Raw genomic sequence first — 24958 nt, forward strand, 5'->3', positions numbered from 1 at the left:
ATTGATGAAAGAAACCCGGTTTCTGACCCCACAGTTAAACTAGAAACCGGGTTTCTGCGATAAGTTTTGCGTCTTAACATAAATTGATGAAAGAAACCCGGTTTCTGACCCCACAGTTAAACTAGAAACCGGGTTTCTGCCATAACTTTTACTTTTTGACATAAATTGATAAAAGAAACCCGGTTTCTGACCCCAAGGTTAAGCGAGAAACCGGGTTTCTGCCATAACTTTTCCCATTTCACCCAAATTGATAAAAGAAACCCGGTTTCTGATCCCAAGGTTAAGCGAGAAACCGGGTTTCTGCCACAACTTTTCCCATTTCACCCAAATTGATAAAAGAAACCCGGTTTCTGACCGTCTATTTCCTAACCGTTACATTGGGATAGGTGATGACTTTGCCATTGGTGCGGGAGGGGGGTAATTGTTGTTGAGGGCGGGTGGGATAGGATGTTTTGCCATTGCCATTGGTGGGTTGTTCTTGGATTAGAACTTCCCGAATTAGGCGGGCTAACATTCTTTGGGCTAAGTCTCCGGCTATTTTTTGCCCCATGCGTTGGGTTTCGGGTTTGATGAGGAAGGGGGCGAGTTTTTGGACGAATTCGGTGGTGTTGAATCCAGGGGTTTCTTGGACAATTGCCCAAATTCGTTTAATGCGCTCCATTTTCTCTTGGTCACCCGTGGTGAGGGCTGGGGTCGGTTTATTTCCTTTCCAGCCGACCCATTCTCGGAGGACGGAGGTGGCATTATTGAAGGCGTTGCGGGAGAGATGATCGAGGCTTTTGACTAATTCTTCGACGAGGCGATCGCGAATAAATTCACCCCGTTCTGAAAACAGAAATTCTAAGGCTTGATTTAATCCCTGAGACAGGTCATAATCATCACTCTCTTTAGCATTTCTCAATAGGTTTTCTAATCGGTTCCACCGAAAGTCCCCATCTTTAAACAGCAAATCTCTCAAGGACCCGCGCAATTCTGGGGAGGGGTCGGTTAATAGGCGTTTAGCCACATAAGGATAGGCTTTACTCAGGACTTTAAAATTCGGATCAACATTAATCGCAATCCCTTCTAAGGTGACTAAGGAGCGAATAATTAAGGCATAATAAGCGGGGACCCGGAAGGGGTACTCGTACATGATTTCCGACAGTTGGTCGGTAATGCTCTTAAAGTTGAGTTCGGCGACGCTGGCACCGAGGGCGTTATTAAAAACGTTGGCGAGGGCCGGGATAATCGGGGTGAGGTCGGTTTCCGGGGTGAGAAATTCCAGTTTGACGTAATCTTTGGCGAGTCCTTCAAAATCCCGGTTGACGAGATGGACGACGGCTTGAATGAGTCCATATCGTTGATAAGGTTTGACCTCACTCATCATGCCGAAATCGAGATAGGCGAGTTTGCCATCTTGGGTGGCGAGGAGGTTGCCGGGGTGGGGGTCAGCATGGAAAAACCCATGTTCGAGTAATTGGCGCAGGGAACATTGAACGCCGACTTCAATTAGGTATTTGGCGTCGATGCCTTGGGCGGTGAGGGCGGGGATTTGGGTGAGTTTGGTGCCGTTAATCCACTCCATTGTGAGAACTCGACGTCCGGTATATTGCCAGTAAATTTTGGGGACGTAGATATCTTTAAGATGGCCGTAGAGTTTGGCAAAGCGTTCGGCGTTTTCTCCTTCTTTGTTGTAGTCCATTTCTTCATAGATGCGAGTGCCGAACTCGTCCATGATGGCGACTAGATCGCTGCGAACTTGTTTGACATTTTTTTGCACCCAGATTGCCAGTTGCCGTAAGACATAGACATCGAGTCCCATGCTTTCGGCAAGTCCAGGGCGCTGGACTTTGATGGCGACGGTTTCGCCGGTTTTGAGTTTACCTTTGTAAACTTGGCCGAGGGATGCGGCAGCTACGGGGTCTGGGGTGATTTCGGCATAGATGGCGGAGGGTTGATCGCCGAGTTCTTCTTCGATAAATTGGTAGGCGAGTTCGTTGGGAAAGGGGGGAAGCTGGTCCTGGAGTTTGGCGAGTTCTTCTAAATACAGGGGCGGCACTAGGTCGGGGCGCGTGGAGAGGGCCTGTCCAACTTTAATGAATGCGGGCCCTAATTTAGTCAGGGTGGTTCGCAGTTTTTCGGCGCGTTTGCGTTCGTTTTGTTTGACGCGACCCCATTTTTTATCCCGCCAAATTCCAAAGGCGAGGGTGAGCAGGGGCCACAAAATGGCAAATCTGCGCCTCCAGACTTGCACGGGGCGATCGCGATAGAGTTCGGTGATGGCAACGGGGTCGTACAACAGAGCATTGCTGTCTGAGTACGGTGCGCCGGATTTAAGGGGGACCAGTTCGGTGGAGGCGGAATCAATGTCCACGGTGACTGGGGGATTGTTGACCCGTTCGGGAAAGGGGGATAAACCGGGAGATTGTTCCAGAACGGGATCGGGCTGAAATTTGACGGAGGGAGGAGAAACGGTCTTTGTATCCATGTATTCGAGACCCACTTACGGAACCATGTTAACTATTGTAACAATTCCGTCGCGGTCTGCTCAGAACTGCCTCGGGATCTAAGTCTCAGGGATGAGGAGGTCCAGGTGACAGTCGCCTGAAATCTTTCGCGGGTCTAACGACGGAACCCCAGGGGAGATTTAAGAACGAACTGCACGGTTGTAGAGCATCCGATGGCAAGAACGCTCATCCCTATTCCGTCGAAACCCACTCACTCAAAAACAGGATGCCATTGTTTTGTTGTTTTGCGGCTAATGTTCCGCCAGTTCCCAGGATTTTTTAGCCACCCAGGACCCATCCCACTCCGCGTTAGGAGGTTCTTTGAGCAATCGCTGACAGCGCTTTAGATGCAACCGCGCGGCGCGATCGTGGCTGTTGATTTCCAACACGGTGGCAAATTCTCCCATTGCGATCGCAAATTTGCGACTAAGATAATATTGCCGTCCGAGGTCATAGTGTTCCATCACCTTCTTACTCTCATCGGAAATCGATTCTCCTTTGAGTCCCAGATATTGATATAAAGCCACTGGGGGATAGTTCGATCGCATCCGAATCCGGTCCAGTTCTCTAGCCCAAATTTTTTCCTCGCAGGCGCGATAAGTGTTTTCCCCCAAGACAATATTGCAGCCATATTGATTGCTGACCCCTTGGAGGAGATTGCCCAGATTGACCCCATCGCCCACGGCGCTAAATTGCAGGGACTTGTTTTCCGCAATATTATTGCTAATGGTCCAATCGGAATTAATCCCAATCCCCATCTGAATCACGGGTTGATTTTTCTCTTGGCGATGATGATTAAATTCATCGAGTTTTTTGTGCATGGCGATCGCCGTTTCCAATGCCATCCACCCATGATTTTCTAGGAACTGGGGGGCACCAAACACGACAATCAGTCCATTGCCAATACAAGCCACTTCTATTTGCTGCTCGTGATTTTGCCTGTACTGATTTACAGCCTCCAGCATTGACTCAAAATAGTCTTGAAGCAGACGGGCGACCTCGGAGGCTTCTAAATTTTCCGTCAAGCTACTATAGCCGGAAATTTCAGAGAATAAAACTGAAACTTCTTGGCGATCGCCGCTAGGATTTACCATATTCCATACACATTGTCAACTACCGATTCCATCTTTCCTCAAGCAATCAGGAGTGAGAACGATGCCAAAGCAGGATTCTGACTCCTGAATTCTAGCTTGTACCCTTGCTCTGTTTAGGATACTACTTTTCGGTGAGATTCCAGACCCCATTCCAGTCATCCGGTGGGGGTTCCACCACAAAATGTTGACACCGATCCATCTGTAAGGATGCCGCCTTATTATTCTTATCAAGTTCCAACACTTTACCAAACTCTTGGAGAGCTTTAGCAAATTGCCGAGACAGATAAAACTCCCGTCCCTTCGTGTAGGATTCGATAATTTGCATATTGTGGTCAGAAATTGGGTCCGATCGCAATCCCACCAATTCATAAATTTTGACGGGTTCGCTTTTCCCTTTCACGGTAATAAAGTCCAGTTCTCGAACATAAACCTTGTCTGCACAAGGACTGTATGTCTTTTCACTGATCACGATATCGGTACCGTACATTTTGCTCGTACCTTCTAACCGAGACCCGAGGTTAACCCCATCTCCAATGGAAGTCAATTCCATCCGTTTGCTGGACCCGATATTCCCGCTGACCACTTCATCAGAGTGGATCCCAATCCCTATTTTCAGGATTTGTTTCCCGGCGGCAGTCCGGTGGTTGTTGAATTCAATCAACCGTCGCCGCATTTCTACCGCCGTTTGCACCGCGCACCAGGCATGGTCCTTGAGGGGGAGGGGAGACCCAAACACCGCCATGATCGCATCCCCGATATATTTATCCAGGGTCCCCTTGTACTGAAACACCGCATCGACCATGGACTCAAAATATTCATTGAGCATGACCACGACATCTTCTGCCTCCATGCCTTCGGTGAGGGTGGTGTAGCTGCGGATATCCGAGAACAACACCGAGACTTCCTTGCGCTTGCCACCTAATCCCGTGTCCCCAGAGGCCAGTAACTGTTCAGCCACTTCCTGGGTCATATAACGATACATGGTGCTCTTGAGTCGTTTCTCATCGCTGATATCTTCCATCACCACCAGGGCCCCATAAACGTTATTCCGGTCCGAGGCATCGGCAATAGAGTTAATTGACAAGTTAATGCTGTGTTGTTCTGTATCGTCTTGAGCCACCAGGGTTTGATCGGGATAATACTGCTGACGGGATTTATCATCTTTGGCCGTCAATGCCGCATCAAACCACTTAGAAAAGTCCCCATCTTTAATTTTGATCAACTCTCGCACCGATTTACCTTCGATGCGATCGCTGACTTCCAGACCGAGCAATTGACGCGCACTATCATTAGCGGCGATCGCATTTCCGGCCTTATCCGTCGAAATCACCCCATTGCTCAAGCTGCGCAAAATATCCCGCTGCATTTGCTCTTGCTGCTTGACCGTGGCAAAGAGTTTGGCATTTTGCAACGCCACTCCCGCTTGGGTATTAAACGCCTGCATAAATTCCTGATCGGACCGATTGAAACTCGCTTTCCAGCAATCAGGGGCTTCCGGCCATTGGGTCGGTTCATAAGGGGGATGGTCCCCTTGTTTTTTCTTGTTCACCAACTGGGTCACCCCAATCAGTTCCCCATCGGCGTTGAACACCGGCATACACAATAAACTGCAAGTCCGATACCCGCTTTGTTGATCCACCCGCTTACTGGTTTCACAACCGGGATGATCGTACAAATCAAAGGGAATATTCAGGGGTTCTCCGGTTTTCCCCACGGTCCCGGCAAACCCGACCCCCATAGGAATGCGGATTTCCTTTAACTCCCCTCTCGGACCGATCGGGATCTTGGTCCAAAGGTCATTTTTCTCGCGATCAATCAGCCATAAAGTGCTGCGATCAGCGTTCATCAGTTGCTTCGCCTCGTCCATCACCTTTTTCAGGGTTTCTTCCAGGTCGAGGCTACTCTTGCTCAAAGATTGGGTCGCTGACATTAGGGCCGCCGCAGCGCGTTGCCGCTGAGTTGCTTTATAGAACGACTTGGAGGATTCGAGAATCAGGCGAATCGAGGGGGCAAATTCTTCAAATACCCGCTCATCTTCTTCCGTAAAGCCTTTCGCATTAATCCGTTCGGACAATTCTGCATCCGCATCATGGATTTTTTTTAACTTATTCAGTAACTGAACCACCGCGACCAATGCCCCTTGTTCGTTCAACAGAGGCAGACAGAGCATCGTATAGGTGCGGTAGCCGGTTTTCTTGAACTGTTCCTTGGCTGCACCGGAACGGGAATCGTCAAAGAAATCAAAGGGGATATTAACAACTTTCTTAAACGTAGCGACTTCCCCTGCAATTCCCTTGTCGGCAGGAATCCTAATCTCTAAAGCCTTACCCCCAGCACCTTTGGCGATGATAGACCAAAGTTCGTTCTTTTCTTCATCTAATAAAAATATCGTGGTGCGGTCCGCGCCGAGGAGTTCCCCGGTTTTTAGGGTGATGGAACGCAACATTTCATCAAGAATCGAGTCAAACCCTTGGGCATCCAGGAGGCTGTCGAGCATCGACAGGGTTTGATTAACGACTTCGAGCTTCCCTTCCACATCTTTGACAACCTGAGTGAAGCTGTCTTTGTTGAGGGGGGCGAGAAAGCTGGTGAAGGTCCCCTTGGACTGAACTAAAGACCCCCCACCACCACTGTTACTCGGAGGGCTAGATTCGGGTTCGCTCACCGATGCGGATGCGGACCGTTGATGATCGGCTTTGCCGCCATCAACGATTTGAGGGGTCACATCAATCACGGCACCAGCACTACTATTGTTATGGTCCCAAGCCTTTGGATTTGGAGATGCAGCTGTCATAAGATCTATAACTCTTTACTTCAGACCAGGAGTCAGCGAATTTCTTGGATTATGTGAGTGTCCTGCCGAGAACGCCGTCGCGGATTTGTTGTACAAAGCCTAGCAGATCCGGTAACTATCTCTTTCAGTTTACTCTGTCCATAAATAATTAGACATTTTGGAATTAATTCTCGATCGCTTCATTTCAGCCCTCCTTGGGCGTTTTTTGGGGGCCCTCTGGGATGTCCGCATTGAGTTGGGACTGGGAGTCAGAGGGAGAACGCTAAGGAGATTCTGACACTACCTGCTGAAATTCAATGTGACCCTTTCTACTGTTTCCACTTTTTTTCAAAAATTTTTGATAACTGTTCAATGGAGGATTGGGGGTGAATCAGGTTTGATGGCAGCTTAACCTCTGGGATTGAACCGTGAAGCGATTCGTGAAAGCGCCTCGTTGTTGTAGCATTTTGACGAGCAATGGTGATGCTGGCAAAAGCGTTACTCGGTCCAACGGTCAGCCCGTCATAAGGTTTGAAATTCGCTTTTCTAGTTGTAACATTTTTTGGAAAATCACCGAACCCTGATTTTGAACTTTACACCGCGCTCGGCATCACCGTGATGCTTCCTAGAGGCAACGGATTACAGCCGGTTATGATATCGGGTGGTTGTCTCCTGTGTTTCTGGCGGTCCAATGGGGTCAGAAAATCCAGGGATTGCTTAAGAACTGCGGGTTTGAATTTGTCGGACGGAGGCAGCTTGGTTGAGCAGGGATTGCGCCCAGGCAGTCGCCTCGGATGCCCCTTGTCCCCCAGCGAGTTGGGCCAGTTCTTCTCTTCGTTGCTCACTGGAAAGCGCTGTCACCCGCACCACGGTGCGTTCTTCCGGTGCAGTTGATGTAGCGGGAATGGTCCCGTTGCCGGGGGAATGGGCGGAGTTGAGTTCAGGACCTTTCGCCTCGGGGGTCTCTTCAGAACTGCCAATGACTTGTTTATTCACTCGAAAATGAAAGTCGGCCATTGCTGCCACAATCGGTTGATGGGTGACAAATAACACTTGTTGACCCTGGGAAAGTTGGTGCAGTTTTTGAGCGATCGCCCCGGCAACTCGTCCGGAAACTCCTGCATCAATTTCATCAAAGACGAGAGTAGCGGCACTATCCACCTGCACAAAACAGGATTGCAGGGCCAGCAAAAACCGGCTCATTTCCCCCCCAGAAGCAATTTCGGCCACAGGTTGCAACGGTTCCCCGGGATTGGGGCTAAACAGGAAGATGATGCGATCGCTGCCGGTACTGCTGGGCGCTACGGCTTCAATCTGCACCTGAAACTGGACATTATCCATCGCCAGGGGTTTGAGTTCCTCAATTAGGCGTTGTTCTAACCGCAAGGCAGCAGTCCGCCGCAAATGGGTTAATTCTTCACAAGCTTGAATCAGTTCGGCTTGGCGGGCTTGATAGAGGCGTTCTAGGACCTCGACGGCGCGATCGGCTTGGGTGAGTTCCTCCAGTTCCGCTTCGATGCGATGGAAGTAGGCGATCGCCGCACTCAAGTTCGGTCCGTACTTCCGGCAAATTTGCTTGAGTTGGCCAATCCGTTGTTCCACCTCCGCTAATCGGTCGGGATCGGCTTCTAAACTGGAACTGTAGCTACTCATCTGCCGTCCGGCTTCGATCGCCAAGGCTAAGGCATCATTGACCATCTCTAAAACCCCTTGCAGTTCCGGGTCATAACCCACCATATCCCGCAGGGTTTGTTCCACTTCTCCCAACAGGTCCGCCGCTGCCAAGGACCCATCATTTTGTTGATAGAGGGCTTGATAAACGCGATCGCTTTGTTCCTGAAGTTCCACCACATGGGACAGGCGCTGCCGTTCCTGTTCCAGTTGCTCTAATTCGTCCGCCTCGTTGAGATTAGCTTCCGAGAGTTCTTTGACTTGATAATCCAGTAAATCAATGCGTTGTAAGCGCTGTTGTTCCGATTGCCGACTATCTTCTAACGCTTGTCGGGCGGCATTCGCTTCCCCATAGCGAGTCACCACCCCTTGACGGACTGCCAGGACCTCGGGACCGGCAAAGGCATCTAGCCAATCGCGCTGACGTGCTGGTTGTCCCAGTTGGACTGTTTGACCTTGGGCGGTAATTTCCACGAGGCGATCGCGCAGTTGTTCCATGAGTTGCCGATTCACCAGCACCCCATTTAACCGCGATCGGCTCCGCATGGCCCCTCCTTTGCCGAACACCAGTTCCCGACTGACGACCAGGAGAGTGCCGTCTAACAGTTCAATTTCTTGGTCTCGGACATAAGCCGCCACCGGGGGTTCCAGCTCAAACGTGGCTTCAATCAGCGATCGCCCGGTTCCCGTCCGGATAGCCCTCCCCGTACATTTGCCCCCCAACACGGCATCCAGGGCGTCCAGAATAATGGATTTTCCCGCCCCCGTTTCCCCAGTTAGGACATTGAGACCCCTCCCAAAGTCGAGATCTAAGCAGTCAATTAAGGCAAAATTTTCTATCCGCAGGGACAGCAACATAGCAATTCTTATCCTTGTGGTCCTTGTGGAACGATACAGGGGAAAAGTCCTGCCTTCTTGGGGAAGATCAGGGATCCGGTCAATTTCCAGGATGTTAAGTACAATAAAAATGTCCTGTGATTGTTGGCTTGATGACAATCTTACCGCGAAAAATATTTAATACTGATGATAGAGGCTCAGTGCGAGAGCTTTTGGTTACATTGATTTCACTCCGACACTTTAAAAAAATTCAATAGCTTTCTTTATGGAATCCGGTAGTCCGTCTGCCCGGTCTTCTGAACCCTTTCCCCAAAATACTTTATCCAATTTATTCGGTGGGGCGATCGCCTTACTCACCCTCTTGATCCCTCTCCTGGCGATCGGGACTTTTTCCGCAAATCGTCTCCCAAACCTGCCGTCCCCTCCACCCTATCCCCTCAGCGGGTTGAGGAGGTGACCCTAGCGCCTTAATATCCCCAGTAAAAACCCGCACCCTCAAGGGTGGGGCTATACGAACAAAGCCCGCCTGCGCGGGCTAATTTTCACAGGTTTGCTGCAAAAACCCGCACCCTGTTCGCGCAGCGTTGCGCTAGGAAAGGGTGGGGGTTTTTATAGACTTTGAAACCCTAATTTCGGATGATCCCCAATCCAGATCTCAAAAGTTTTGATTGAGTAGCCCGCCTGCGCGGGCTTTGTGCCTGTAGCCCCACCCTTGAGGGTGCGGTTTTGTGCCGCAAACCGATGGTTTGTGGGTTCAAAGTTTCTGGTACGATGGCTGACGGACTGTCCTGGGATGCTCAAGCCCGATCGCCAATCGGATCGACGGCGTTGAACACCCTGGGCTGACCCTAATTCAACCCTGCTGAATCGGCAAGATTCGGGTAGGTAAAGACAACCCTCGCCATCCAAGGAGTTATTGTGGATTTAACGAAGATTCCAGCCCAACCGAAACCGGGTCTGATTAATGTCTTAATTGAAATCGCAGGCGGAAGCAAGAATAAGTACGAATTTGATAAAGACTTAGAAGCCTTTGCCCTCGATCGCGTCCTGTACGCCTCGGTTCATTATCCGTTCGATTATGGCTTCATCCCGAATACCCTGGCTGAGGATGGAGACCCCCTCGATGGCATGGTGATTATGGATGAACCCACCTTTCCCGGTTGTGTGATTGCTGCACGTCCCGTCGGGTTTTTAGAAATGATTGACGGAGGGGACCCGGATGAAAAAATTCTTTGCGTTCCGGACAAAGACCCCCGCTATACTCATGTCAAATCCCTGAAAGATATCGCCCCTCACCGCCTAGAGGAAATTGCTGAATTTTTCAGAACCTACAAAAATCTGGAAAAGAAGAAAACTGAGATTCTAGGTTGGCATGATGTGGAAAAGGTGATGCCTCTGGTTGAGAAGTGCATTAAAGCGGGTCAACAAGTCGGAAGAAACTAGAAGGGAACAGACTTTCTAATGTTTCACCGGATTAAGAAATAAACCCATCTGCGGTCCCCTCCCCTCTGGTCCCCTCCCCTGTGGGTTGGGGAGGGCTATCGGATATAACCGACTAAAAAACAGGCTGAGTAAGGTTTATAGCATTTTCAGGCAAGAAACTACCCAGGTCAGTAGGTTAGGGTTGGGCCCCTTTTGAAGCCGATGGCGTTGGTAACGGGGGAAGTTAGAATTTTATCTTGGGGATCAAATTGAGCGCTGAGTTGAGTCCTGGCGCGATCGCGCCGGGAATCAACCAACTCCCGCTACACTGTGTTTAAGGGTGCTAATAACTTCAAGGCAATTACCCACATCCATTCAGTCGGTCCCCCTGCAATCCATCGCGATCGCAAAGCCACCCGAACTTTCTGGGTTTTCCGGTCCGAATGTTCTAACATTGAGGCAGAAAGTCCCTAACCTCCTTAGAAACGACTCCGGATCATGCAACGAACTCTTCTCTTAGCAAAAATCCATAACTGCACCCTCACTGATGCTAATTTGAATTATGTCGGAAGCATTAGTATTGATCAAACTTTAATGGAGGCAGCCGGTATCTTGCCTTACGAGCAGGTTCAGGTTGTCAACAAATCCAACGGAGAACGGTTAATCACCTATGCAATTGAGGCCCCTGGGAAGTCTGGGGCGATCGAACTCAATGGGGCCGCAGCGCGTCTGGGGGCACCGGGCGATCGCCTGATTATTATGACCTATGGACAATTCACTCCGGAAGAGGTTACAACATATTCGCCTCGGGTTGTTCTAGTGGATGAGCAAAACCGGCTGTTGGAAGTTCGACGATATGAAGAATTGCATACCTTTAGCCTCGTTTAGGCGGCATTCCCCTAAACAGCGCCTTTGCTGATTACCCTAAACCCCCGCCTTTTTTTTGACCCTAAGTACCTAGTAGCCCACCGCCTTGCGATCGGATAGTCTCTATGGAAACCAGCCTGGACTCTGCGTTTTTTGTCTACTTCTGGGGAGTGCGCGGCAGCGTTGCCACACCCGGAAAAGAAACCGTTCACTACGGTGGCAATACCTCCTGTGTGGAAATGCGCGTCGGTGGTAAACGCCTGATTTTTGATGGCGGGACCGGCTTGCGACTCCTCGGCACCAGTTTAATGCCCCAGATGCCTGTCGAGGCGCATCTGTTTTTTTCTCACTCCCACTGGGATCACATTCAAGGCTTCCCCTTCTTCGTTCCTGCCTTTATCCCCGGCAATCTCTTTCATGTTTACGGTGCCGTTGCTCCCAATGGTGCAACCATGAAACAGCGCCTCTCGGACCAAATGCTCCATCCCAATTTTCCCATTCCGCTTCAAGGCATGAGGTCCGAGTTGAAATTCTATGACTTACACCCCGGGGATGTTGTCACCATTGATGATATCACCATTGAAACCGCCCACCTGAATCATCCCAGCGAAGCCCTCGGCTATCGCGTCACCTGGCAAGGACATACCGCAGTTTACTGTACGGATACCGAACATTATCCCGATCGCCTCGATGAAAATGTTCTCTATCTCGCCCGGAATGCCGATATTTTCATCTACGACGCCACCTACACCGACGAAGAATACCATCACCCCGTCACCCCCAAAGTAGGCTGGGGCCATTCCACCTGGCAAGAAGGTGTCAAAGTCGCCAAAGCTGCCGGAGTCAAACATTTAGTGATTTTTCATCACGACCCCGCTCATAATGATGAGTTTCTAGCGGATGTGGAATCTCAGATTCAAGCAGAATTCCCCGATGCCTTCCTAGCCAAAGAAGGCATGAAGTTAAATCTAATGTAAAGTCAACACTCCATCACAATTCCGATGTTCAACGTCCCGACTTCAGTCGTTCTCTTCAATTGTTCAACGTCCCGACTTCAGTCGTTCTCTTCAATTGTTCAACGTCCCGACTTCAGTCGTTCTCTTCAATTGTTCAACGTCCCGACTTCAGTCGTTCTCTAATGTTCGTCGTCAACCCACCACACCAGCAGGTTTCAAGCTCACCCCTGTTGTCACAATCTCCCCCCGCTTGTGGCTACTAATCCCAGATGTCCATCTTCATCAACCCGGAAACGACTGAAGTCGTTACTACAAACACCGGATAACGACTGAAGTCGTTACTACAAACACCGGATAACGACTGAAGTCGTTACTACAAACACCGGATAACGACTGAAGTCGTTACTACAAACACCGGATAACGACTGAAGTCGTTACTACAAACTTCCTCCCCATCCTCCCCATCTCCCCCATCCTCCCCATCTCCCCCATCCTCCCCATCTCCCCCATCCTCCCCATCTCCCCCATCTCCCACCCAGGGGAGTAAGATGAGAAGAATAATTTTCCATCAGAAAACATCTATCCCTTAAAAACTATATGGCTGCTAATAATGCCCACATCAAACGGTTACTCGAAACCAAGCAGTGTCAGGGAGGCATCCTCAATGAAGCAAACCTGGGTCGTTTTAATCTGAATAAAGCAGACTTAAGCGGTGCTAAATTACTGTTTGCCAATCTCAATCAAACAAATCTCAGTCACGCAAACTTGAGCGGGGCTGATTTGAGTTTTGCCAACTTAGTCGATGCCAACCTCACCCACTCGGATCTCAGTGGGTTGGATGGCAAGGGGATGAATCTATTTGAGGCGAAGCTGAATCATGCCAACCTCAGTGGGGCCGATTTGACGTTTGCGAATTGCGTGAATACAAATTTCACCGATGCAAATCTCAGTGGTGTCGATTTCAAAGGGGCAAATCTGATTGGGGCCATCCTCAATCATGCCAATCTCAGTGGGGTGCAATGTGCGGGGGCAAATCTGGGGAATGCTCAATTGGTTGAGGCTAATTTAACCAATGGGGATTTCAGTGATACAAGGTTAGTCGATGCGGACTTGCGAGATGCCAATCTCAATGGGGCGGACCTCAGAAATGCCAATTTGTTTAATGCCAATCTCAGTGGGGCGAATCTCACAGGGGCGAACCTGGGGGGCGCAAATTTGGCTCATGCCAAGCTGGATGGGGCGATCGGACTCTATGGCGGTGGCATGGGAATGTCCGGCGATCGCAACTCCGGGATGCATCAGGCAGGGATGGCGTATATTCCCTTCGGTCACCCCGGGGCTTATCCCGGAGGGGGTAGCGGTTTGGCCCTTCCCCGTCCGGGGATGCAGTAACGGGCGATCGGCTCAGTTTTGGGGGTGGATTGTGAGCATTTTCTCACAATCCACCCTTTATTTTTTAAAAACCCAAAATGTGCTATACTTAAGTTGATCAACTCTAGAAATTCAGGAGAGAACCATTGCAACGGGGTTCATTAACAATTGTGGGAACCGGCATCCAACTGGGAGGGCATCTCACCTTGGCGGCTCAAGCCTGGATTAAACAGGCGGATAAATTGTTGTTTGCCGTGGCTGACCCAGTGACGGCCAAATGGTTGCACACTCTGAATCCCACGGCGGAAGCCTTACCCTATAACACTGACTGCGATCGCCGCAGGCAAACTTACGGGAAAATGGTCGATCGCATCATGGAGGCGGTGCGCTCAGGGGGGACTATCTGTGCGGTATTTTACGGCCATCCGGGGGTATTTGCGGACCCGGCACATGGGGCGATCGCCCAGGCAAAGCGAGAAGGCTACACTGCCTTAATGTTGCCGGGAATTTCGGCAGAGGATTGCCTATTTGCGGATATTGGCATCGACCCAGGAAAAGGCGGCTGTCAGAGTTTTGAAGCCACAGACTTTCTGATTCGGCAGCGCAAGTTTGACCCCAATTCTCATTTGATTTTATGGCAAATTGCTTTAATTGGTAACCTGGGATTTTATCAAGAGGGTTCAGAGAAACGGGGGTTAAAGGTATTAGCAGAAGTGTTACAACAGGATTATCCCCGTGAGCATGAAGTTGTTATTTATGAGGCGGCAGTTTATTACCCAGTGTGTCAGCCAGTAATCAATCCCATTCCCTTGCATTCTCTAGAGCAAGCCAAAGTGACAACAGTTTCCACCTTGTATGTACCGCCCATCGGTCCGGCATCGGTGGATCAAGAGATGATGATACGCTTGGGGATGATTGAGGGTTAAGGGATAGACAAATGACAAAGGACAAAGGACAAACCCCAAATGACCAACGACTCCTAGCACAGCAGGGGGAAACGGCACGGCAACAGGGACAATATGAGCAGGCGATCGCCCTTTTTACGGAGGCGATCGCCCTGAATTCTGAGTATGCTTGGGCGATCGCCCACCGAGGGGAAACTTACTATCAGATGGGTCAGTATCATCAAGCCCTGGTAGATTTCAATCGGGCAGTGGAACTAAACCCGAACCATATTTGGGCGATCGCCCATCGGGGAGTGACCTATGAGCGGCTGGAACGCTATCCAGAAACCTTAGCGGACCTCAACCGAGTTTTAGAACTCAAACCGGATTATCCTTGGGCGATCGCCTACCGATGTCGCGCTTATGAAATGATGGGGCGCTATGAAGAAGCATTACAGCAGTTTGATCAGGCGATCGCCCTAGACGAAACCATCATTAAAGATTGGGTAACGGAACGGGGATTAATCCTTAGTTTTATGAGGCGCTATTCCGAAGCGATGGTCTATTACCAACGAGCTTTAGAGGAAACGCCGGATAACCATTTGACCCTCTACTGTATCGCCTTTACCAAAACTCGTTGGCAGGGACTTACAGTAGCTCAAGAAGACATCAACAAAGCAAAAGTCATACTGCACAGAATGGAGAAACCCAATGATTCCAGTGCCATACTTTACGAACTTGGGGGTTTAGCCGCCTTAGAAGGTCAAACCGAAATCGCCTTAGATTACCTGGAACAATCCATATCTCTCGATTATCTTCCCAGACGGCGAGCATTGCATGACTTGGCCTGGTTAGATCTCCGTGCTGATCCTCGGTTTCAAGCCTTAATTGCCTCTTAACCTCAGAACTATCCGGTTGAGGCTGAGGAGTCTACCCAGCTCACCGGATAACCCGTAAATTTATCTTAAAAAATACTCAAGCGAGGGAAGTGTAAGTCTGGCGTGAATTGTTGAGAGACAGTTTAGAAGTAATTAGTTTGAATTGTAAAGAAAGGGAGTCCAAGTTTTACCCAGGGAATCAGTTTAATGGTAAAATTCCCACAGGTATGGGGTTAGAATACTCCCCTTCCTCTCATTTACTCAATTTACCTCAGTAAAAACGGAGCAGTTCAATGGTCCAAATCGCTGAAAATCCAAAAAGTCTCGCTCAACAGGGTGAAACTTTCCGACTCATGGGAAAATATGACCTAGCTATAGATTATTTCCAGCGAGCCCTTGAGTTAAAACCTAATTATGCGTGGGTTCACGCACACTTAGGTGCCTCATACCGTGACTCTAAACGGGCCAATAATTTTAATAATGCCTCAGCCGCTCTAGGCAAGGCCATCAAGCTGGATCCTAATTATGCTTGGGCGCACGCGAATTTGGGATTAGTGAATATTAAACAGCATGACTATCCAGAAGCAGAGAAATGCTTCCAGCAGGCGATCTCCATTGACAATAATTATGCCTGGGCCTACGCCCACCTCGGTCAAGCCTGTTACTTGCAAGATACGGACCCTAAACTGGAGGAGGCGCAAAACCATTTATCGACTGCGATCAGGTGCAATAGCGAGTATGCTTATGCCTATGCTTTGCGCAGCGCTGTATTCTCGCGCATGAAAAAATACGAAAATGCCGTATTTGATATCCTGACGGCTATTCAAATAGATAATACTATCTACAGTCAAGACACCGCTAAACGTGTACTGAATGAACTGCTTGCCACGCGAAACGCTCAGGCTCAAGATTAACTTCAGTTCTAACCTCATCAACCCCATCCCCAGACTACCTATTCGACAGGAGAAATTGACTTGAACGCACTATTAGAGTTTTTAACAGCGGTAGGGACCAACCCCGATCAGCAGTTAGCCTTTACGAATACACCAGAAAAGACCATGAAGCTCGCGGGGTTAACGAACCTGGAGCAACAACGGTTTCAAAGTGGGGACGCGAAGCAAATCAGCGCCCTCTTTACCCAGGAACAGACTATCCTTGCAGTTGTTTGTCTCGATCCAGTAGACGACCCCCTACCGGATCCTGACCCCCCGTCGGATCCGGATGACTCAGAATCATAGATTTGATGTTCTGGGTTTTTATCTAGGTTGCAGAAAGTTGTTGGTTTCCTCAATGAGAAGCAAATGACTCAATGTACCGGCTTGCTGGAAATGTGATTGTTTGAGTTCGTTGAGTCTGTCGATTGCAATTGTGCATGACAGGCTCACGAACCGAAAAATATTTTCGGTTTCCCTCTTCTCTTTTCAGAAGATATCCCCCACTTAAAATCATTATAAACACTATGTTAAATTATAAAATCATCGAGACTCTTTATGAAAGCAGTCAATCCATTGTATATCGAACGGTGCGCCGATCCGATAGACAATCCGTGATCATCAAACTGCTCAAAGATGCCTATCCCTCCCCGGAGAAAATTGCTAAATTCAAGCGGGAATATGAACTGACTCAAAGTTTAGAACTCTATTCCGGCATTGTGGACGTTTATACCTTAGAAACTTATCAGAACCGCTGGTTCATTGCCCTAGAAGACTTTGATGCTAAATCCTTAGCTAACTTAAATCTCGCGGGTCAACTGTCCCTAACGGACTTTCTCTCCATTGCCGTTAAGATTGCTGAAATTTTAGGCTACCTTCACCAACATTATATTATTCATAAGGATATTAATCCCTCAAACATTCTTTTCAATCCCACAACCCAAATCATTAAATTAATTGACCTGGGCATTTCCACCGTCCTGTCTCGTGAAACTTCTACTTTTCGCAATCCCAACTTATTAGAAGGAACCCTTGCCTACATTTCTCCGGAACAAACCGGACGGATGAATCGCACCATAGATTATCGTAGCGATTTTTATTCTCTCGGGGCCACATTTTATGAACTCCTCACGGGCCGTCTTCCTTTTCTGACAACGGATCCGTTGGAGTTAGTGCATTCCCACCTGGCTAAATCCCCAGTTCCACCCCATCAACTGAATCCAAACATTCCCGAGGTACTTTCCCAAATTGTTCTCAAACTCATGTCTAAAAATGCCGAAGACCGATATCAATCGGCTTTGGGATTAAAAGCTGACCTGGAACAGTGTCTGAATCAGTGGCAAGCGATCGGACAAATTCAACAGTTTCTCCTCGCCACCCAGGATAGTTCTGACCGATTACAAATTCCCCAAAAACTTTACGGCAGAGAAGTAGACGTTAAGACTCTGTTGGCTGCTTATGAGCGAGTCGCTGCCCTAGAAAACGCTGCCACTGAACTGATGCTCGTCTCTGGATATTCTGGAATCGGTAAAACTGCCTTGGTTCAGGAAATTTATAAACCGATTACTCGTTCTAAAGGCTATTTTATATCGGGTAAATTTGAACAATTACAACGAAACATTCCCTACGCCTCCCTGATCCAAGCCCTTCGGGCATTAATGAAACAACTGCTGATCGAAACTGAGGCAGAAATTTCCGGATGGCAGAAAAAACTTTTGGAGGCTTTGGGGGCAAACGCCCAAGTCATTATAGCCGTTATCCCTGAAGTTGAAACCATTCTCGGCAAGCAACCAGAGGTTCCGGAACTGCCACCCTCTGAAGCCCAAAATCGCTTTAATTTAGTCTTTCAAAATTTTATCAAAGTCTTTACCCAACCGGAACATCCCCTGGTGCTGTTTTTGGATGATTTACAATGGGCAGATAGTGCGTCTTTGAAATTAATTCAATTGTTAATGACTTCCCCCGATATCCAATCTTTATTTTTAATTGGGGCTTATCGAGATAACGAAGTCAGCGCCGCCCATCCCCTCATGCTCACCTTAGAGGACATGAAAAAAGCTGAAGTAAGGGTCAATAACATCTCTCTTCAGCCCTTGAGCCTTTTGAACACTATTCAGTTAATTGCTGATACTCTGAAACAAACCCCAGAAAAAGTACAAACTCTGTCCGATTTGGTCCAAGCCAAAACCGGGGGCAATCCTTTTTTTATGACCCAATTTTTAAATACCCTATATAGCGAAAAATTACTATGCTTTAATTATCAGAACCAAACGTGGAACTGGGATATAGGACAAATTAAAGCCCAACCGATCGCCGACAACGTGGTAGATTTAATGGCAGCCAAGCTGAATAAGCTAACGTCCAACACTCTGGCCCTGGTGAAATTTGCAGCTTGTATTGGTAACCAATTTGACTTGGCTACTTTAGCCCTAATTTCTGAAAATTCACCCAGGGAAACAGCTTTAGCCTTAACTTCAGCCATGAACGAGGGTTTTATTATAGCCCTCAGCGATGATTATCAATTAATGGAATTAGATGTGGAAGGCTTAGGCGATCGCTTATCCACAAACTATCAATTTGGTCATGACCGCATCCAACAGGCCGCATATTTCCTCATGGATGAGAGCGAGAAGCAATCAATCCATCGACAAATCGGCAGATTATTACTGCAAACTATCCCACCTGAAGAACGGGACACTCATCTATTTGATATTGTCAATCAGTTAAACCTAGGTCAGCGGTTAATTTCCAACCGCGCAGAACAAGAAGAGTTAGCCTGCTTAAATCGGGAAGCGGGGAAAAAAGCTAAAGCATCCGCTGCCTATCAATCGGCTTTTAACTATTTACAGGGGGGTCTGGAACTCCTCCCGCCAGACTCCTGGCAACAACAGTATGAACTGACCCTGGCCCTCTATGGAGAAACGGCAGAAGCGGCCTATTTGAGCGGGCATTTTGAACGCATGGAACAGTTGTGCGAGGTCCTCCTAGCATCGGCCCAATCCTTGATAGACCGAGTCGCTGTTTATCAGCTTAAAATCAGAGCAAGAATGGCTCAAAGTCAACTGCTAGAAGCCATTGACATTGCCTTGGAAGCCCTGAAACTCCTGGGTATTACTTTTCCCGATCAACCCAGCCAGGAAGCTCTATTTAATGGATTCCAAGAAACTAAAGCGGCATTAGAAGGGGGAGAAATTGAGGATTTAATTGACCTGCCAGATATGACCGATCCCATTCACTTGGCAGTCCTTCAACTTATGTTAGCAGTTTCAATACCCTGCTTTATTGCTCGGGTAGATTTGCTGACGATGATGATGTTTAAAATAGTCTGTTTATCTGTAGAATATGGCAATACTAAAGAATCGATTCCTGGCTATGCTTTGTATGCGATCATTGTTGGCAACTTTTTTAATGATATCGAGAGTGGATATCGCTTTGGAAAAGTCGCATTAACATTAGTGGAAAAACCTCAATTTAATCAATACAAAGCAAGGACTTATTTGCTGGTAAGTTCTACTTTTCATTGGAAAGAACATAATCACAACCTTTTAACTGTCTTAATAGAGGGATATAAAAATGGAATTGAGATGGGCGATTTTGAATATGGAACCTTAAATGCCGCAACCTTTTGTATTAATTCTTGTTTGACCGGAAAAGATTTACCTCATGTTGTTGTAGACATGAAAAATTTTCATCACATTATTCTTAAACTTAAACAGCCTACTATTTTAAACTGGCATGATATATATTGGCAGCTTGTTTTGAACTTCATGAATGCAACCGGCAATCCTTCCTCCCTGGTAGGGGAAGCCTATAATGAAGAAAAAATGCTTCCCATTCATTTAGAAATAAATGACAAGAGTTCTCTAATCAACTTATATTTAAGTAAATTAATCTTAAGTTACCACTTCCATCAATTACCGGAAGCCTTAGAAAATGCAAATATAGCCGAAAATTATTACAGCAATGCTTCAGGAGGAATCCACTTACCGATCCTGTATTTATACAATTCCCTCACCCACCTCGCCCTCTATCCCGACTGTCCCGAACCCGAACAACAGCGCATCCTAGAAAAAGTCACAGCCAACCAGGAAAAAATGCAGAATTGGGCGCAACACGCCCCCATGAACTACCTGCATAAATATTATCTGGTCGAGGCTGAACGCGCCCGAGTTCTCAACAATGATTTACAAGCGCGAGACTACTACGATCGCGCCATCAGCCTCGCCAAAGAACACGAATATCTCAACGAAGAAGCCCTCGCCTACGAACTCGCCGCCCGTTTCTACATGGCACGCAACATCCCTCACCTAGCCCGCTTCTACCTCGTTGAAGCCCACTATGCCTATCAACGCTGGGGGGCGACAGCCAAAGTCAAACACCTAGAAACCCGCTATCCCGAACTCATCGAATTACGCACCTCCACCAGCAGCAAACTCTCCACCACCTCCACCAGTGGCAGCAGTTCCGGAGAAACCCTGGATATCGCCACCGTGCTCAAAGCCTCCCAAGCCATCAGCAGCGAAATCCAACTCAATAAACTCCTCGCCCAACTCCTAACTCTCGCCATAGAAAACGCCGGTGCACAAAAAGGTGTGCTGATTTTATCTGACAACAACCAACTCAAAATCGAAGCCGCAAAACTCCCAAATGGCGAAGTCCAAATCCTGGAATCCCTCCCCCTAGAAAGCGGCAACTTCGTCCCCCCAGCCATCATTAACTATGTCGCCCGGACCCAAGAAAATGTCATCCTCGCCAACGCTACCCAAGAGGGAATTTTCACCTCAGAACCTTATATTCTCCAACAGCAAACCCAGTCCCTTCTTTGTGCCGCTATTGTCAACCAAGGCAAACTCATCGGCATTCTTTACCTAGAAAATAACTTAGCAACTGGCGCATTTACCCAAGAACGCATCGAATTGTTACAAGTCATCTCCGCCCAAGCCGCAATTTCCCTAGAAAATGCTCAACTCTATCGCACTTTAGAAGATAAAGTCATCGAACGGACCGCCCAACTCGCCTCAGCCAACGAAGAAATCAGCGCCCTGAATGAACTGCTCAAATCCGACAACCTGCGGATGAGTGCGGAACTGGATGTCACCCGCCAACTGCAACAGAAAATGCTGCCGAACCCCGAAGAATTGCAGGCAATTCCTGGATTAGAAATTGCTGGATTTATGGAACCGGCTGATGAAATTGGGGGAGATTATTATGATGTCCTCAACCATGAGGGACATATCAAAATCGGGATTGGGGATGTCACGGGACATGGATTAGAAGCGGGAATGGTGATGGTGATGGTCCAAACCGCTGTGCGGACTTTGTTGGTGAATGATGAGAAAGATTATGTGAAGTTTTTAAATACCATCAACCGGATGATTCATGATAACGTGCAGCGGATGCGGACGGATAAGAACCTGACTTTAGCGTTGTTGGATTATGCCGATCGCGTGTTGCGGATTACGGGACAACATGAGGAGGTTTTGGTAGTTCGGGGGACGGGAGAAATTGAGCGACTGGATACGGTGGATTTAGGATTTCCTGTGGGGTTAGAGTTGGATATTTCTGATTTTATTACTCAAGCAGAAGTGGAGTTAAATCCTGGGGATGGGGTGGTGCTTTATACCGATGGGATACCGGAGGCGGAAAATATGGCGGGAGAGTTCTATGGGATGGACCGATTGTGTGCGGTGGTGTCGCAGTATTGGCAGGAGTCAGCAGAGGCGATTCGAGAAGGGGTGATTCAGGATGTGCGGGAGTTTATTGGGGAACAGAAGGTGTTTGATGATATTACTTTGGTGGTGATGAAGCAGCGATGATGGTGGGAGGGGTCATTTGTCCTTGGTCATTGGTTGTTTCCTGGTGACGTGGATCTGCAACTTCACGGGGAACCCCACCCTAACCCTCCCCTTGGTAAGGGGAGGGGACCGGAAGGGCATTTTACAACTGGGAGGACTGGCGATCGAGTCTCACCTGAGACCCCGAATCATCGGTGCGATAGACTAAGGTGCGATCGCCACTTTGGACTGTTACCTGCCACCCCTCCACCAGTGCCAGCAAACAGCTTTCATTGGCTTCTCCTAACCCTAAACAGCCATCGGACCAGGTTTGTTGTTGTGCGGAAACTACGCTAAAATTCCCCGGTTGCAGTCCGAAATCTCGGGCGAGATTTTCCTCTACGGCAGTGGTGATATCCGAGGGTAATAGCACATCTCCAGTCTGGGGATTGACGGTAAATTGTAGGCGAATCGTTGGGGTGCGATTGGCAACTTCTGCGGGATTTGCTTCCATGTCTCCCTGGGTATAGGGGTCAACGCCAAAAGTAGTAACTGTTAGCTGTTGTGTATCTGGGGCGATCGCAAATTCAGTCCAGCCATAATTATGACCATTAAAATAAGAACCCTGGAGTAATTGCGCGTCAATTTCCGACCCTTCTAACCCCACCGGATCATATCCTAATGGCACAATCCGATTATCAATCACCTGGCGCACAAAAGCATTCTTTTCTGCTTCATCGGTCATTCCCCGATAGCGGTCTTTCTCTGCGGGAGATAGCAGCGCATCTGGGGTAAATGTCACAGTTGCCGGTCCAAAGGGGGCGGCAAAAGGTCCTTGGCCGATATTCAACTGAATCGCTGCTGGACCAATCATCACATCAAAAGCCCCGGTGGGTTTTTGCGGTTGACCCAATCCATCTTGGTAGGTCACATTGTTGACTACGTTGCCATGAAAATCTCCGGTGACAAACACCACATTACTAATATTGTTCTCATCAATAAACCGTAATAACTCGGTTCGTTCGGCTTCAAATCCCTCCCAACGTTCCCCAGAAACTGCAATTCCGAAATGTTGCATGGGGACCGTAGACATGACAAACTTCCAGGTGATTCCGGCATTTTCCGCCGCGAGTAAGTCATTTTTAAATTCCTGTAACTGTGCTTGACCCAACATGGTACGATTCGGGTCAAATGAGTTTTGCAAATAGGCGTTGACGGCTTCCGGGGACGCGGTTTCGGGGATAAAGGGCAAGGGTTTATCGCGGAAAGACCGCACATCTAAGACAAAGCTGGCGGCATCGCTGCCATGAACATTGTACCGATACAGTTTCTCTTTGTTGGCAGTCCGGGGGTCGCCGGTTTCTCCGTACTGTTGTTCGGTCATCGGTTTGTAATCTTGGAACGCTTCCAATGCCTGATTAAACACGGGGGTTTCATTGACAAACTGACCTTCGGTCCCGAAAATTCCATTCCGTTGGGGAGATTCTGCCGGGGCTGCACCTCCGGCAAAATCATTGGTGATTTCGTGGTCATCCCAAGTGTTATAGGTGGCAGTAGAGGCGCGCAAATCGGCCCCGGTGTTGAGTCCGAATCGTTCGCTATAAATTTCGTTATGTTTAGTGCGAAATTGGTCTAGGTTGGCGGATTGGCGGACACCGGGGAGGTCCGGGGAGATACTATCGGTTTCCACGGTATCCCCCATGAGGACGAAAAAGTCTAGGTTGCGATCGCGGACGTTGCTAATGGAGGGATAGGGGGCGAGTTCTCCCTGCCAGTCTCCGGTTACCCCAAACCGTAATCCCGCCTGAGTTCCCAAGGGGGCAGGGGTGCGAAACTGACCGACGGCGGAAGTGCCTGCGGCATCGGTGACGCGATAGTAATATTGGGTTTGGGGGGCTAAGTCACTGACTTGGACTTGGACGGGAACTGTGGGGTCGGTGACAAAGTTAGTAGTTTGTCCGGCGATCGCCCCAAAGCTGGCATCGGTGGAATATTCAAAAATCACCGGACCCACTTCGGTGCTGCGTGTCCACAACACGGCACTATTTTGGGTCACATCCCCGGCAGCAACGCCATTGGGAAGGGTGGTATTGTTTTGTATAAATGGAGTGAACTCTCGGCCTTCGGCAATTCCGAACGTGAGATAATGTCCGATGCCGGTGATTTCATCCCGTTCTACCGCAGCGGCTACGTCAGTATTTTTTGATAAATAGTAGGCCGGATTGTATAAAGAACTCGGGATTCGCCCCTCGTTTTGTCCAAATGCCTGAAAGTGTTGGATGCCAGTGAGGGAGGATGCGTTGACTGCGGCTTGAACATCGGGATTGTCCGAGAGATACCGTTGCTCGTTATAGAGAGTGCTGGGGTTCCGTCCTTCGGCTTGCCCAAAGGCGATGTAATGTTGAAAGGGGGTGAGTTGATTGGCGGATACGGCTGCGGCTACATCCGGATTTAAGGTCAAGTAGTAGCGGGTATCGAAGAGGGCGGTGGGGTTGCGGCCTTCATTTTGGCCGAAGGTTTCAAAATGAGCGAACCCTGTCGTAAACAGTCCAGCGGCGACGGCATTGGCAACGTCAGGGTTACGGGCTAGATAATAGGTTTCATTATATAAATCTTGGGCATTCAACATGGTTATGAGTGGGGTAACTAAATTTGTTCTTTGGACGCATGGCTTATTGTATCACTCAACTTTAAAATCAATGCCCGGGTTAGAAATTACTTTTTTAATCGATTGGAGGGAAATCATACTCCATTCGGTTGTTAAAGGTCTATAAAAACCCACACCCGTCAACGGTGGGGCACTTGCGGACGAAGCGGTGCCTGCGCGGGCTAAAAGCGAAAATCGACTTTTAACAACCGGATTTGGTATCATGAGGGAACTCCAAAAAATAAAACCTTCAAAAAACCCGCAGGCTCAAGCCTGGGGCTACACGGACAAAGCGGTGCCTGCGCGGGCTAAAAGAGCCTTGTTAGGTGCGATCGCATCAAAGCAAGGATGATTTATTTGTTGGAA

The 24958-nt window shown here is 48.6% G+C and carries 17 protein-coding genes; 10 read left to right on the forward strand and 7 right to left on the reverse strand.

The features are described 5' to 3' along the window. Nucleotides 1-358: 358 nt before the first annotated feature. The 4 genes from NG833_RS02190 to recN all read right to left on the reverse strand — a co-directional run bounded on the left by NG833_RS02190 (nt 359) and on the right by recN (nt 8882). The gene (locus NG833_RS02190; RefSeq protein ID WP_254563700.1) at nt 359-2467 is read right to left on the reverse strand and encodes an AarF/ABC1/UbiB kinase family protein; all 2109 of its coding nucleotides are present in this window, start codon (nt 2465-2467) and stop codon (nt 359-361) included. Nucleotides 2468-2737: 270 nt separating this feature from the next. Next, a complete protein-coding gene (locus NG833_RS02195) occupies nt 2738-3580 on the reverse strand; it encodes an adenylate/guanylate cyclase domain-containing protein (RefSeq protein ID WP_254563701.1) in 843 nt (280 codons plus the stop codon). A 121-nt stretch (nt 3581-3701) separates the two neighbouring features. Next, nucleotides 3702-6374 (reverse strand): adenylate/guanylate cyclase domain-containing protein, encoded by a 2673-nt coding sequence (locus NG833_RS02200; protein WP_254563702.1) that lies wholly within the window; start codon nt 6372-6374, stop codon nt 3702-3704. Nucleotides 6375-7070: 696 nt separating this feature from the next. Further along, nucleotides 7071-8882, reverse strand: a complete 1812-nt coding sequence (recN, locus tag NG833_RS02205; protein WP_254563703.1) for a DNA repair protein RecN — start codon at nt 8880-8882, stop codon at nt 7071-7073. Between the two features lie 244 nt (nt 8883-9126). Between recN and NG833_RS02210 the strand changes: the two genes are divergently transcribed. Then, nucleotides 9127-9318, forward strand: coding sequence for a hypothetical protein (locus tag NG833_RS02210; protein WP_254563704.1), 192 nt, complete (start codon nt 9127-9129; stop codon nt 9316-9318). Between the two features lie 461 nt (nt 9319-9779). Next, nucleotides 9780-10304, forward strand: coding sequence for an inorganic diphosphatase (locus tag NG833_RS02215; RefSeq protein ID WP_254563705.1), 525 nt, complete (start codon nt 9780-9782; stop codon nt 10302-10304). 302 nt (nt 10305-10606) lie between these two features. Here NG833_RS02215 and NG833_RS30285 read toward each other — a convergent pair whose 3' ends face one another. After that, nucleotides 10607-10738, reverse strand: coding sequence for a hypothetical protein (locus NG833_RS30285; protein WP_256555790.1), 132 nt, complete (start codon nt 10736-10738; stop codon nt 10607-10609). Nucleotides 10739-10781: 43 nt separating this feature from the next. Here NG833_RS30285 and panD point away from each other — a divergent pair, with 43 nt between their 5' ends. Both panD and NG833_RS02225 read left to right on the forward strand, forming a co-directional pair. After that, nucleotides 10782-11171, forward strand: a complete 390-nt coding sequence (gene panD / locus NG833_RS02220; RefSeq protein WP_254563706.1) for an aspartate 1-decarboxylase — start codon at nt 10782-10784, stop codon at nt 11169-11171. A gap of 104 nt (nt 11172-11275) precedes the next feature. Further along, on the forward strand, nt 11276-12127 hold the full coding sequence (locus NG833_RS02225; RefSeq protein WP_254563707.1) for an MBL fold metallo-hydrolase: 852 nt from the start codon (nt 11276-11278) through the stop codon (nt 12125-12127). A gap of 352 nt (nt 12128-12479) precedes the next feature. On the opposite strand, the gene NG833_RS02230 is transcribed toward NG833_RS02225, so the two are convergent. Then, nucleotides 12480-12641 (reverse strand): hypothetical protein, encoded by a 162-nt coding sequence (locus NG833_RS02230; RefSeq protein ID WP_254563708.1) that lies wholly within the window; start codon nt 12639-12641, stop codon nt 12480-12482. A gap of 62 nt (nt 12642-12703) precedes the next feature. Here NG833_RS02230 and NG833_RS02235 point away from each other — a divergent pair, with 62 nt between their 5' ends. The 6 genes from NG833_RS02235 to NG833_RS02260 all read left to right on the forward strand — a co-directional run bounded on the left by NG833_RS02235 (nt 12704) and on the right by NG833_RS02260 (nt 21987). Then, entirely contained in the window at nt 12704-13498 is a 795-nt protein-coding gene (locus NG833_RS02235; protein ID WP_254563709.1) for a pentapeptide repeat-containing protein, read from the forward strand. Between the two features lie 125 nt (nt 13499-13623). Beyond that, nucleotides 13624-14403, forward strand: coding sequence for an SAM-dependent methyltransferase (locus tag NG833_RS02240; RefSeq protein WP_254563710.1), 780 nt, complete (start codon nt 13624-13626; stop codon nt 14401-14403). A gap of 11 nt (nt 14404-14414) precedes the next feature. Then, nucleotides 14415-15260 carry a tetratricopeptide repeat protein gene (locus NG833_RS02245; protein ID WP_254563711.1) on the forward strand — a complete coding sequence of 282 codons (846 nt, stop codon included), beginning with the start codon at nt 14415-14417 and terminating at the stop codon, nt 15258-15260. A 272-nt stretch (nt 15261-15532) separates the two neighbouring features. Further along, nucleotides 15533-16153, forward strand: a complete 621-nt coding sequence (locus NG833_RS02250; RefSeq protein ID WP_254563712.1) for a tetratricopeptide repeat protein — start codon at nt 15533-15535, stop codon at nt 16151-16153. Between the two features lie 60 nt (nt 16154-16213). Then, a complete protein-coding gene (locus NG833_RS02255; RefSeq protein WP_254563713.1) occupies nt 16214-16477 on the forward strand; it encodes a hypothetical protein in 264 nt (87 codons plus the stop codon). A 221-nt stretch (nt 16478-16698) separates the two neighbouring features. Next, on the forward strand, nt 16699-21987 hold the full coding sequence (locus NG833_RS02260) for an AAA family ATPase (protein WP_254563714.1): 5289 nt from the start codon (nt 16699-16701) through the stop codon (nt 21985-21987). 121 nt (nt 21988-22108) lie between these two features. Here NG833_RS02260 and NG833_RS02265 read toward each other — a convergent pair whose 3' ends face one another. Beyond that, nucleotides 22109-24574 carry an alkaline phosphatase gene (locus tag NG833_RS02265; RefSeq protein WP_254563715.1) on the reverse strand — a complete coding sequence of 822 codons (2466 nt, stop codon included), beginning with the start codon at nt 24572-24574 and terminating at the stop codon, nt 22109-22111. Between the last annotated feature and the right edge of the window lie 384 nt (nt 24575-24958).

Source organism: Oscillatoria sp. HE19RPO (assembly GCF_024220515.1).
Lineage (GTDB): Bacteria > Cyanobacteriota > Cyanobacteriia > Cyanobacteriales > Laspinemataceae > Laspinema.